At 63.7% G+C, this 12036-nt stretch carries 14 protein-coding genes; 10 read left to right on the forward strand and 4 right to left on the reverse strand.

Going from position 1 to position 12036, the window contains the following annotated elements; translation table 11 throughout:
* A partial coding sequence (locus HJB89_RS28990) for a cobaltochelatase subunit CobN (RefSeq protein WP_221150861.1) occupies positions 1-1746 on the forward strand: 1746 nt, incomplete at its 5' end.
* A gap of 4 nt (positions 1747-1750) precedes the next feature.
* The gene (cobO, locus tag HJB89_RS28995) at positions 1751-2401 is read left to right on the forward strand and encodes a cob(I)yrinic acid a,c-diamide adenosyltransferase (protein WP_207580804.1); all 651 of its coding nucleotides are present in this window, start codon (positions 1751-1753) and stop codon (positions 2399-2401) included.
* A 3-nt stretch (positions 2402-2404) separates the two neighbouring features.
* On the opposite strand, the gene HJB89_RS29000 is transcribed toward cobO, so the two are convergent.
* The 3 genes from HJB89_RS29000 to HJB89_RS29010 form a co-directional block, all read right to left on the reverse strand.
* A complete protein-coding gene (locus HJB89_RS29000; RefSeq protein WP_221150862.1) occupies positions 2405-3199 on the reverse strand; it encodes a helix-turn-helix domain-containing protein in 795 nt (264 codons plus the stop codon).
* The gene (locus tag HJB89_RS29005; RefSeq protein WP_207580802.1) at positions 3199-3564 is read right to left on the reverse strand and encodes a nuclear transport factor 2 family protein; all 366 of its coding nucleotides are present in this window, start codon (positions 3562-3564) and stop codon (positions 3199-3201) included. Before HJB89_RS29005 ends, HJB89_RS29000 begins: the two co-directional genes overlap by 1 nt.
* 109 nt (positions 3565-3673) lie before the next feature.
* Positions 3674-4459: a TSUP family transporter gene (locus HJB89_RS29010; RefSeq protein ID WP_207580801.1), complete on the reverse strand. Its 786-nt coding sequence runs from the start codon at positions 4457-4459 to the stop codon at positions 3674-3676.
* Positions 4460-4557: 98 nt separating this feature from the next.
* Here HJB89_RS29010 and HJB89_RS29015 point away from each other — a divergent pair, with 98 nt between their 5' ends.
* The 8 genes from HJB89_RS29015 to HJB89_RS29050 all read left to right on the forward strand — a co-directional run bounded on the left by HJB89_RS29015 (position 4558) and on the right by HJB89_RS29050 (position 11280).
* Complete coding sequence (locus HJB89_RS29015; protein ID WP_207580800.1) at positions 4558-4977, forward strand: cobalamin biosynthesis protein; 420 nt, start codon at positions 4558-4560, stop codon at positions 4975-4977.
* Between the two features lie 69 nt (positions 4978-5046).
* Positions 5047-5997, forward strand: a complete 951-nt coding sequence (locus tag HJB89_RS29020) for a nucleoside hydrolase (protein ID WP_221117171.1) — start codon at positions 5047-5049, stop codon at positions 5995-5997.
* 233 nt (positions 5998-6230) lie between these two features.
* The gene (gene cobA, locus HJB89_RS29025) at positions 6231-7070 is read left to right on the forward strand and encodes a uroporphyrinogen-III C-methyltransferase (protein WP_221117170.1); all 840 of its coding nucleotides are present in this window, start codon (positions 6231-6233) and stop codon (positions 7068-7070) included.
* Complete coding sequence (locus tag HJB89_RS29030; protein WP_207580797.1) at positions 7067-8374, forward strand: cobyrinate a,c-diamide synthase; 1308 nt, start codon at positions 7067-7069, stop codon at positions 8372-8374. Before cobA ends, HJB89_RS29030 begins: the two co-directional genes overlap by 4 nt.
* Complete coding sequence (locus HJB89_RS29035) at positions 8371-9432, forward strand: threonine-phosphate decarboxylase (RefSeq protein WP_221117169.1); 1062 nt, start codon at positions 8371-8373, stop codon at positions 9430-9432. Before HJB89_RS29030 ends, HJB89_RS29035 begins: the two co-directional genes overlap by 4 nt.
* Positions 9429-10409: an adenosylcobinamide-phosphate synthase CbiB gene (cbiB, locus tag HJB89_RS29040; RefSeq protein ID WP_207580795.1), complete on the forward strand. Its 981-nt coding sequence runs from the start codon at positions 9429-9431 to the stop codon at positions 10407-10409. Before HJB89_RS29035 ends, cbiB begins: the two co-directional genes overlap by 4 nt.
* Positions 10410-10503: 94 nt before the next feature.
* A complete protein-coding gene (locus HJB89_RS29045; RefSeq protein WP_207580794.1) occupies positions 10504-10704 on the forward strand; it encodes a hypothetical protein in 201 nt (66 codons plus the stop codon).
* Positions 10705-10851: 147 nt separating this feature from the next.
* Positions 10852-11280 carry a L,D-transpeptidase gene (locus HJB89_RS29050; protein WP_207580793.1) on the forward strand — a complete coding sequence of 143 codons (429 nt, stop codon included), beginning with the start codon at positions 10852-10854 and terminating at the stop codon, positions 11278-11280.
* Here the strand turns inward: HJB89_RS29050 and HJB89_RS29055 are convergent.
* Positions 11270-11992, reverse strand: coding sequence for a Crp/Fnr family transcriptional regulator (locus tag HJB89_RS29055; RefSeq protein ID WP_221117167.1), 723 nt, complete (start codon positions 11990-11992; stop codon positions 11270-11272). The genes HJB89_RS29050 and HJB89_RS29055 overlap by 11 nt on opposite strands.
* Positions 11993-12036 lie beyond the last annotated feature (44 nt).

Raw genomic sequence — 12036 nt, forward strand, 5'->3', positions numbered from 1 at the left:
ATTGCGGGTGATGTGGGGGTGGGCGGTGTGCCTGTGGCACCCCCCTCTGTCCTGCCGGACATCTCCCCCACAAGGGGGGAGATCGGCAAGAGGCTTGGGCTTCCCACAAAAGAAACGTTTGAAGTTGCCGCACCTTCGGCCGAGCAGTTGGAGCGGGACCTCTCATCCCCGATCTCCCCCCTTGTGGGGGAGATGTCCGGCAGGACAGAGGGGGGTAACTCCACGTTCGATCCTCTCGACTGCGACATGGCCGCCCCCTGGACAGCCCCACGTCATGCCATCCTAGCAGATCTCCTCGACGCCCCCTGGCGCACCAACGGCGACACCGTCGAGCGCATCGAGCTCCTGGCGGCGAAGTTCGTTTCCGGCCAGATCGTCTGCCCTGAGAACTGGCCGGCGACGCGGGCGGTGCTTTCCGAGATCGAGACCCGCCTCAAGCCTTCGATCCTGGCCTGCGGGCCAGCCGAAATCGCAGGCCTTCTTAACGGCCTCGACGGCCGCTTCGTTGCGCCCGGCCCCTCCGGGGCGCCGACGCGCGGGCGGCCCGATGTGCTGCCGACGGGCCGCAATTTCTATTCGGTCGATAGCCGCGCCGTGCCGACGCCGGCCGCCTACGAACTCGGCAAGAAATCCGCGGAACTGCTGGTTCGCCGCTATGCGCAGGATCACGGCGAATGGCCGGCTTCCCTAGGGCTGACAGCCTGGGGCACGTCGAACATGCGCACCGGCGGCGATGACATCGCCCAGGCGCTGGCGCTGATTGGCGTCAAGCCGCTCTGGGACATGAGCTCGCGCCGCGTCACCGGCTACGAGATCATACCGCCGGCAATGCTCGGGCGGCCGCGCGTCGACGTGACGCTCAGGATATCCGGCTTCTTCCGCGACGCTTTTCCCGAGCAGATCGCCCTGTTCGACAAGGCGGTCCGCGCCGTCGGCGCGCTTGAAGAGGACGAGGCCGACAATCCGATCGCAGCGCGCATGCGCGGCGAGGCGGCAAGGCTTGCCGCAGCCGGCCTCGACGAGGTCTCGGCCAGAAGGCGAGCGGGCTACCGGGTGTTCGGCTCGAAGCCCGGCGCTTATGGCGCGGGGCTGCAGGCGCTGATTGACGAAAAAGGCTGGGAGCGGCGCGCCGATCTCGCCGAGGCCTATCTCGTCTGGGGCAGCTATGCCTATGGCGCCGGCGAGGAGGGCAAGGCCGAACGCGGCCTGTTCGAGGAGCGGCTGCGCTCGGTGCAGGCCGTCGTTCAGAATCAGGATAATCGCGAACACGATCTGCTCGACAGCGACGATTATTACCAGTTCGAAGGCGGCATGGCGGCGGCGGCGGAACAGCTCGCCGGCGCCCGCCCCTCGATCTATCACAACGATCATTCCCGGCCGGAACGGCCGGTGATCCGTTCGCTGGAAGAGGAGATCGGCCGCGTCGTGCGCGGGCGCGTCGTCAATCCGAAATGGATATCGGGCGTCATGCGCCACGGTTACAAGGGTGCGGCCGAGATTGCCGCCACCGTCGACTATCTCTTCGCCTTTTCGGCGACGACGGGTGCAGTCGGCGCCCATCATTTCGAGGCGGTATACCAGGCCTTCGTCGCCGATCCCATTGTGAGTACCTTCATGATGGAGAAGAACCCGGCAGCATTCGACGAGATGAAGGAGCGGCTGTGCGAGGCGATCGACCGCAGCCTCTGGACGCCGCGCAGCAATTCGGCCCGGTTCGACCTGGCCGCCAACAATAGAACAAGGTGAACCGATGAGCGACGAGACACCGGAGAGCGCGATCCCAGAAGGCGAAGCTGGAAAGGACGATGCGCGCCATGCCGAGAAGATGGCGAAGAAGAAGGCCGCCCGCGACAAGATCATGGCGACCAAGACCGATGGCAAGGGGCTGATCATCGTCCACACCGGCAAGGGCAAGGGCAAGTCATCGGCCGCCTTCGGCATGATCTTCCGCCACATCGCCCATGGCAAGCCCTCTGCCGTCGTGCAGTTCATCAAGGGTGCGATGTGGACCGGCGAGCGCGATCTGATCGAGAAGCATTTCTCCGATCTCTGCCAGTTCCACACCATGGGCGAGGGGTTCACCTGGGAAACGCAGGACCGCGCCCGCGACGTTGCCGCCGCCTCGGCTGCCTGGGAAAAGGCCAAGGAGCTGATCCGCGACGATCGCTATTCCATGGTGCTGCTCGACGAGATCAACATCGCGCTACGCTACGACTATCTCGATATCAACGAGGTCGTGGAATTCCTGAAGAACGAGAAGCCGCCCATGACGCATGTCGTGCTGACGGGGCGCAACGCCAGGGAGGAACTGATCGAGATCGCCGACCTGGTGACCGAGATGGAACTGATCAAGCATCCGTTCCGCTCCGGCATCAAGGGCCAGCCGGGCGTGGAATTCTAGGCATCAGTTGAGAGAGAGGCCGCGCAGGATCGCGGCCGTTTCCTCATCCGCCGGGAAGAAGGATTCCACGGCCAGTTCCGACAGAGTGATGTCGACGGGCGTGCCGAAGACCGTGGTCGTCGAGATCAGGGATAGCAGACCGGCCTTGGTCGAAAGCTTCAGCGGAATGGCGATGCCGGCGTGGTCGGTATGCGCATCGTTCGCCGCTTCGGGCGCCGGATAGGACAGCAGTTCGTTCAGCAGCCTCTCCAATACCGGATCGCCCGAAGCCGATATTTGCTGACGCAGCCGGTCGATAAGGTGGGCGCGCCATTCCGGGAGGTTTGCAATGCGGGGCGCCAGTCCTTGCGGGTGCAGGCTGAGGCGCAGCACATTGACTGGCGGTTCCAGCAGGGAGGGATCGGCAATGCCTGAGATGAGCGGCGCCAGCGCCGCGTTGGAGGCAATGAGCGTCCAGTGGCGGTCGATCGCGAGCGCCGGGAAAGGCTGATGAGTTTTCAACACCATGTCGATGGCGCGGCGCGCCGGTTCCAAGGCGGGATCGTCGAGTGCACGCTCGGTAAAGACGGGAGCGAAACCCGCCGCCAGCAGCAGCGGGTTCCGGTCGCGGAGCGGCACGCCGAGGCGTTCGGCAAGATGCAGCAGCATGTCGCGGCTCGGCGTCGAGCGCCCGCTCTCGATGAAGCTCAGATGCCACTGCGAGATATCTGCCTCCAGCGCCAGGTCGAGCTGGCTCATCCGGCGGCGCTGGCGCCATCCGCGCAGATGATCTCCAAGAGGGCGGGCGGTCGGCTTCATCAGGCAGCTTCCGGCAATTGGTCGATGAAGCCGCGGACGGATTTCAGTTTGCCGTCTTCGAGTTCGGCAAAATCCGTGCCCTTGATCAGTGCTTCGCCATTGGCAGGTCCGAGGCCCCAGGAGAAACGCAGATTGTCGCCATAGCCGTCAGCCGTGCCGATCAGTTCGAAACGGAAACCGGGGAAACGGTTCTGCACGGCCTCCACCAGCGAATTGATCTGCTCGTGGCCTTCGCCGCGCATCAGCGGATCGATGTAGGTTGCGGCTTCCGCCCAGCTCTCGGCGATGAGAGCGCGGCGGCGAGCCGCATCCGTCTCGTTCCAGATGGCGAGGTAGCGCTCGGCATTGCTGTTTGCATCGTTCATCGGGTCATCTCCTTTTGATCGCCCGTCATTCAGGCAGGGCGATCATGCGGGAAGGTGGTGCACCCTATCAATTACGCCAGAGGTAATGGAAGACGGCCAAGCGTCTCCGTCAGATGCCGAGCCACAAGCGCAGCGGATTTGCCGGGTCGGCGAGGAGCTTGACCGCCAGGGCGACGCACACGATCACCAGCAGCGGCTTGATCAGCTTCGAACCGATGCGCATGGCAAGGCGCGAACCGAGCTGCGCGCCGAGGAACTGGCAGATGCCCATCAACAGGCCGATCTTCCAGAGTATCGCGCCAAAGCTTGCGAAGACAATCAGCGCGCCGAAATTCGAGCCGAGATTGAGAAGCTTGGTGTGGGCGGTTGCCTTCAGCACGCCGAAGCCGGCGAGTGTGACGAAGGCGAGCATGAAGAAGGAGCCGGTGCCCGGGCCGAAGACCCCGTCATAAACGCCGATGGCCGGGACCAGCGTCAGGCCGAAGGCGAAGGGCGTGATGCGGCGATGGGTATCGACGTCGTTGAGGTTCGGCTTGACGGCAAAGAAGATCGCGATCGACAGCAGCAACACCGGCATGATCGCCTGCAGCACCTGTCCGGGTACGATCGTGGCAAGGGCAGCGCCGAGCGCCCCGCCCATGACCGCCATCAGCGCCATCGGCAATTGTTCGCGAAGCTGCACGTGGCCCTTGCGGGCATAAGCGAGCGTTGCCGAGGCGGCACCAAAGATCGACTGCACCTTATTGGTGCCGAGCGTCTGCAGCGGCGGAATGCCGGCAATCAGCATGGCGGGAACGGTGATGAGGCCGCCGCCACCGGCAATCGAATCGACGAAACCAGCAAAAAAGGCCGCCGCGCAGAGCAGTAGAAGCAGATGGAAGGTGATATCGGGCAAGACGGAGTTCCGGAGGGGCTTTCAGGCCGCCTTCTTGCATTTCCCGCCTCGGGCTGCAATGGCTGCAAAGGACATGGCAAGGCGCATTCGGCAGCAACATGAGCGACATTACCTTCGACAGGAGCAGACATCACGTGCTCGGGCTCGGCTGCGAGCGCAAAACGCCGCCCGCTGAAGTGCTGGCACTGGCCATCGAAGCGGTTGAAGCGGCCGGTATCATCGGGGCGGAGCTTGCTGCCATTGCCTCGATCGACAGCCGTTCCGAAGAAGCGGCGATCCTTGCCGTTGCCAGGCATTTTGCCGTGCCCGCCGTCTTCTTCGATGCGCCGCGGCTGGAAGAGGAAACGCCGCGGCTTAAAAATCCCTCTGCCATCGTCTTTGCCCGTGTCGGCTGCCATGGCGTGGCGGAATCCGCGGCACTTGCGGCCATTGGAGCGGATGCGGAGCTGCTGCTCGGCAAGATCAAATCCGCGCATGCGACAGCGGCGATTGCCGGCATCGGGTTGCGGAAAGCCTGACGGGCGTTATGGTGGCCACACGTTGCGACGCCGTCCGGCAGCTTCGCGATCTACATTTAGAGGATATCAATGCACAAGGTCATTTATGACACGGATCCGGGCGTCGATGACGCCATGGCGCTTCTTTTCCTGCACCGCCACCCCGAAATCGATCTGATCGGCATCACCACCGTTTTCGGTAACGCCTCGGTCGAGACGACGACACGCAATGCGCTCTTCCTCAAGCGCGATTGGAATATTCCGGCACCCGTTGCCAAGGGCGCCAGCGTCACCATCGACCCCTCGCGCGCCGAGCGGCCCTGGCCGGCCATGGTGCATGGTGACAATGGCCTCGGCGATATCGACGTGCCGGAGACGATCGACCTGCCGCTCGATCTGCGCCCGGCGCATCGCTTCATCATCGATACCGTGCGCACCCATCCGGGCGAAGTGCGCCTCGTCGCTGTCGGGCGGATGACCAATCTGGCGCTGGCGCTGAAGGAAGCCCCCGAGATCGCAACGCTGGTCAAGGACGTCGTCATCATGGGCGGCAATTTCTATGTGCCGGGCAATGTCTCGCCGGTCGCCGAGGCCAACATCCATGGTGATCCCGAAGCTGCGGATATCGTCATGACCGCGCCCTGGAAGGTGACCGTCATCGGCCTCGACGTCACCGCGGTCACCACGATGAGCCGCAGCTATCTTGGCGAGATGGCGGCCAAGGGCGACAAGGCGGTCAAACAGCTCAATGAACTCTCGCAGTCCTACATCGATTTTTACAAGCATGCGGTTGAGGACGGCATGATGGTGCATGACAGCTGCGCCTCAGTCTATGTCGTGGCGCCCGAACTGTTCTCGTCGATATCGGGTGCGGTGCGTGTCGTCTGTGGCGGCATCGCCGACGGCCAGACCATCGTAAAGCCGGACGGTCGCCGTTTTCCGCCGGGTGACTGGGATGGCCTGCCGAGACAGATCGTCTGCACCGGCATCGAATCGAAAAAGGTTATCGATCTCATCCGCGACACGCTGCTCAGGGCCTGACCGATTGGAAGACCGGCCGCTTCGCGGCCGGTCGTCGCGACTATATGATAATATATTCATATTGTTATTCGGGTTTTCCGAGAGTTTGATTCCGCTTCCTAGCAAAGTGAGTCATGGTCATCTCGGCAACTTCCGGTGAGACAGGGCGCCCGGCGGATCTAAAACAAACAGGTGCGCATAATGTCGTCCGAAAACCGCTTACACTTTTCGGCATCATGCTCTAGATCAGCAAGATGATCGATGCCGCATTCTCCCATCTTCCGGCGCTGGAGCCGGGCACCGTCTGGCTGGTCGGTGCCGGTCCCGGCGATCCCGGGCTTTTGACGCTGCTCGCCGCAAGAGGGCTTTCCGAGGCCGACGTCATCGTGCACGACGCGCTGGTCAACGAGGAATGCCTGGCGTTGGCGCGGCCGGAAGCGGTGGTGGAATATGCCGGAAAACGCGGCGGCAAGCCTTCGGCCAAACAACGTGACATCTCGCTGCGGCTGGTGGAACTGGCATGCGCCGGCAAGCGGGTGCTGCGGTTGAAAGGCGGCGATCCCTTCGTCTTCGGCCGCGGCGGCGAAGAAGCGCTGACGCTGGTCGAGCACAATATCCCCTTCCGCATCGTGCCCGGCATCACCGCCGGCATCGGCGGGCTTGCCTATGCCGGCATCCCGGTGACGCATCGCGACATCAACCACGCCGTGACCTTCCTCACCGGCCATGATTCCTCCGGCATCGTGCCCGACAGGATCAACTGGGAGGCGATCGGCCGGGGCTCTCCCGTGATCGTCATGTATATGGCGATGAAACACATCGCCGAGATCAGCGCCCGGTTGATCGCCGCCGGCCGGGAGCCTACCGAACCTGTCGCCTTCGTCTGCAACGCTGCCACCGGCCGGCAGCAGGTGCTGGAAACGACGCTGGCCGAGGCGCCCGCGGCCATCGCCACTGCCGGGCTCGAACCGCCAGCCGTGGTCGTCGTCGGCGAGGTGGTGCGGCTCAGAGCCTCGCTCGATTGGCTCGGCGCGCTCGCCGGACGGCGGCTGCAACCCGATCCGTTCCGCCGGTCCGGCAAGGTGCTGACATGAGCGGCCTCCTGATCGCAGCGCCGTCCTCCGGCGCCGGCAAGACGACGGTGACGCTCGGATTGCTCAGGGCGTTGCGCCGGCGCGGCATCGCGGTCGCGCCCGGCAAGGCCGGTCCCGATTATATCGATCCCGCCTTTCATGCGGCCGCAAGTGGCACGCCCTGCCTGAATTTCGATCCCTGGGCGATGCGCCCGGAGCTGATCTCGGCCAATTCAGCCCTTCACCGTTCCGGCGACCGCATCCTCGTCATCGAGGCGATGATGGGACTTTTCGACGGAGCGGCCGACGGAAGGGGAACTGCGGCCGATCTTGCCGCTCAGCTCGGCCTGTCCGTGGTGCTGGTCGTCGATGCCTCGCGCATGTCGCAGTCAGTGGCGCCGCTGGTATCAGGCTTTGCCGGCTTCCGCGCCGATGTCCGCGTCGCCGGCGTCATCCTTAACAAGGTTGGCAGCGACCGGCACGAGGCGATGCTGCGCCAGGCGCTCGAAGCGATCCGCATGCCTGTTATCGCCGTAATCGGCAGCGACAAGGCGCTCGCCTTGCCGGAGCGCCATCTCGGTCTCGTCCAGGCCAGTGAACACACCACGCTCGATAATTTCATCGACCATTCGGCGGATGCCGTTTCCGAGGAATGCAATTTCGAATTCCTGCTGCGCATTGCAAGGCAGGGGCTCAACCGGCCGTCTGCCGCCAATATCGACCGGCTGATGCCGATCGGCGCCCGCATCGCCGTGGCGCGCGATGTCGCCTTTGCCTTTTCCTACGAGCATATGCTGCTCGGCTGGCGTCGCCGCGGGGCTGATATTTCGTTCTTCTCGCCGCTCGCCGACGAGGCGCCGACCGGTGACGCCGATGCGATCTATCTGCCCGGCGGCTATCCCGAGCTGCATGCCGGGCGGCTTTCGGCGGCGCAGAATTTTCGCGCCGGCATGCTCGACGCGGCGGCACGCGGCATCAGGATTTACGGGGAGTGCGGCGGCTACATGGTGCTCGGCGATGGGTTGATCGATGCGGGCGGAAAGCGCCACGAAATGCTCGGCCTGCTGCCCGTCGTCACCAGCTATGCCGAACGCCGACGCCATCTCGGCTACCGCCGTGTGACACCGCTCGACGGCGCCTTCTTCGCGCGGACGATGACCGCGCATGAATTCCACTATTCCACTGTTGTGTCCGAGGGCGAGGGAAAGCGGCTGTTTGCAGCGCAAGATGCGCTCGGAACCGATCTCGGTGCTGTCGGGTTGCGGCGCGGCCAGGTGGCGGGGTCCTATATGCACCTGATCGATCTTGCGAGAGCTGCCGCATGAGCGCGCCCATCGCCCACGGCGGCGGCATCACCGCTGCTGCCGCCGCCTTCGGCGGCAGGCCGGAAGACTGGCTCGACCTTTCCACAGGCATCAATCCGTGCCCCGTCGCCCTGCCTGACGTTCCGGCAAGGGCATGGCACCGCCTGCCGGACGGCCATCTCGCCGATGAGGCAAGGCATGCCGCGTGCGAGCATTACGGCAGCGGGGCGATCCTGCCGCTGCCGGTGCCCGGAACGCAATCGGTGATCCAGCTTCTGCCGCGCCTGCTCCGGCAGGACAGGCAAGTCTCTTTGACAGACAGAGTTGCCGTGACGGACGACAAAGTCGCAGTGACGGACGACAAAGTCGCAGTGGTGTCGCCGACCTATGGCGAATATGTGCGCGCCTTTGCTTCGGCCGGTTGTGCCGTCGATGCGGTCGGCGATGTCGCGGCGATCGGGGCCGAGCATCGGCTGGCCGTCGTCGTCAATCCGAACAATCCGGACGGCAGGGTCTGGCCGGCCGAAACGCTGATTGCCCTGCACGACAGGATGAAGGCGGCAGACGGGCTTCTCGTCGTCGATGAGGCCTTCGGTGATACCGATCCGGCGCTGAGCCTAGCAGCCCAAGCGCAATCACTTTCCAACCTGATCATCTTCCGCTCCTTCGGTAAGTTCTTCGGGCTTGCCGGTCTCCGGCTCGGTTTTGCGATTGCGCGCCAAGATATTCTCGAGCGTTTCGAGAACTGGCTCGGCCCTTGGGCAGTCTCGGGCCCGGCTCTTTCGATTGCAGGTTCGCTGTTGCGTTCGGACGTGTCTGCAATCCGCGCCCGCATCGATGAACGCTGCGCCGGCCTGCATGCGGTGCTGACTGCGGCCGGATTGCGGATATCGGGAGGAACGGCGCTGTTCACTCTTGTCGCCGACGGCAGGGCGAGCGACATTTACACCCATCTCTGCCGCCATCATATTCTCGTCCGCAAGTTCGACTATGCGCCGGATCAGCTGCGTTTCGGGTTGACGCCGGATCCGGCGGCGGACCGACGACTTTGCGAAGCCCTTCAGAGATTTGAGCGATGACGATCGACGAAAACCTTCTCGTGCTGCTTCTGGCGCTGCTGCTCGACCGGATCGCCGGCGATCCGCAATGGCTGTGGTCGCGGGTACCGCACCCCGTCGTCATCTTCGGCGCGGCGATTTCCTATGCCGACCGGCAACTCAACTCCGCAAGTCTCACCGGCTCCCGACGCCGAATGAACGGCGTCGCCGCCATCCTGGCGCTGCTGCTGCTGGCGGTGGCCGCGGGCTTCGTGTTCAACCGGTTCTTCGCGCTGTTCGGTCTCGCCGGCATCCTGCTCGAGACCGGATTGGTGGCGATCTTCCTGGCGCAAAAGAGCCTTGCCGATCACGTCGCGGCGGTCGCCGTCGCCCTGCGCGACGTGGGGCTTGCCGGTGGACAGGCCGCCGTTTCTCAGATCGTCGGGCGCGATCCTGAAACGCTGGACGAGCCGGCGGTGTGCCGCGCGGCGATCGAAAGCCTGGCCGAAAACTTTTCCGACGGCGTCGTCGCGCCGGCGCTCTGGTATGCCGTCTTCGGCCTGCCGGGCTTGCTCGCCTACAAAATGCTGAACACGGCGGATTCGATGATTGGCCACAAGTCGGAAAAATATATCGATTTCGGCTGGGCATCGGCCCGGCTCGACGATATCGCCAACTGGCCGGCCGCGCGTTTCTCCATCCTGCTGATCGCCGCCGGCGCCTGGGTCCGGCGCGGTACCAGCGCCTGCCGCCAGGCGGTTCGCGTGGCGATGCGCGACGGCGGCCTGCACCGTTCGCCGAATTCCGGCCGGCCGGAGGCGGCAATGGCCGGCGCTCTCAACGTCCAGCTCGCCGGCCCGCGCATCTACGGCGGTGTCATCGTGACGGAGCCGATGATCAACAACGCTGGCCGGGACATAGCTACCGCCGGCGACGTCGAAGACGGCGTATCGGTGTTTTATGCCAGCTGCATGGTGCTCGCCGGTCTGACATTCGGGTTGTTTCTGTGTTTTCTGTAGGGTGCTACGCACCGCGGACACACCGCGGTGGACAGCTCCGGCTCAAACGTTTATGCGAAACGCCTCATACCTCCATCAGACCGGAAGCAGAGCAATGACAGTTCAGGTTGAATTACCGTGCCCGAAGTGCAAGAGCACCAAGATGAAGTTCGAGCGTCCGGAGATTCGGGAGACGGATATTATCACCTGTGCCGCTTGCGGTCATAACCTCGGCACCATGGCCTCTATCCGAGAGAAGATGAACAAGGCCTACCAGCGGCTGAACCCGCCCTCGGTTCCACGCAAGCTCCAGTGAAGTGGGCCGCTGTCCTGCGGCGGCGTTTCCGGCTTAAACATGTTAAAATTGTGATTACCATTCGGGTTAAAGCTATATAATAAGTATTGCCGTAGTCTCTCTTTCGCGATGGCGCAATTAAACTGCGCGGGTTCGAAGAGGGGTATCATGAAGACGATTTTGGCGGCCGCCGCCGCAAGTTTATTGCTGCAATTTTCTCCCATTGCCGCTCAGGCAGCAACGCTGGTCGCCAATGTCAGCATTGGCAAGCAGACGATGACCGTCACCGAGAACGGCTTCGTCAAGTATCGTTGGAAGGTTTCGACCGCGCGCAACGGCTATGTCACGCCGACCGGTTCGTGGAGCGCCAAGTGGCTGTCGCGCGATCACCGTTCCCGGAAATACGACAATGCACCGATGCCCTACGCGGTGTTCTTCAACGGCGGTTACGCCGTCCATGCCACTTTCGACCTGAAACGCCTGGGCCGGCCGGCCTCGCATGGCTGCGTCCGCCTGCATCCCGACAATGCGGCCGAGTTCTTCTCGCTGGCGCGCCAAGCCGGCCTTGCCAATACCCGTGTGGTGATTACCCGCTGATTTTCTTTTCCAGCTCATCCATATCGGGGACAACGATATGTCGGAAGTTCTCGATATGGATGACGCCGCTCTTGCGCAGCCTAGTCATCTGGCGGCTGACGGTCTCGATCGTCAATCCGAGGAAATCGGCGATCTCGGCGCGTGATAGCGGCAGGTCGAAGGCGGTGCTCGTCGCCGTTTGCGGTTCGACGTGCGTGGCGATGAGGTGAAGCAGGCTTGCGACCTTTTCCTCGGCGGTGCGCCGGCCGAGCGTCAGCATCCATTCGCGCGCGACATCCAGCTCTTTCAGCGCCTGATCGTGCAGGCTGCGCTGCAGCTCCGGCGCCTCCGATATCATACGGTCGAGCAGGTTACGGGGGAAGACACAGATCTCCGTGTCGGTCGCGGCCTCGGCCGACAGCGTGCTTTCACGCACGAAGGGTCTGCCGACGAAATCGGAGGCGAATTGCAGGCCAACGATTTGCTGGCGTCCGTCCGGCATCACCTTGCAGAGCTTTACCACTCCGCGCATGATGTTCGAGTAGAACGAGCTTTCCGACCCTTGAGCGATGATCTCTGTGCCGGCATCGACCTTGCGGCGCAGCGAGTGGCGGCCGAGCTCCCGGAGCTGGCGGCTGGACAGGGCGCCGCAGACGACGCCGTGCCGCGCTTGGCAGGAGCGGCAAGCGACGGGCGTGCCGGCCTCGGGAATCTCACTGCGTGCGACGTCCATCTCCTGATCCCTTCGAAATCCGCGTTTGCCCGCGCGGTATAACC

This window comes from Rhizobium sp. NZLR8, assembly GCF_019685025.1.
Taxonomy (GTDB): Bacteria; Pseudomonadota; Alphaproteobacteria; order Rhizobiales; family Rhizobiaceae; genus Rhizobium.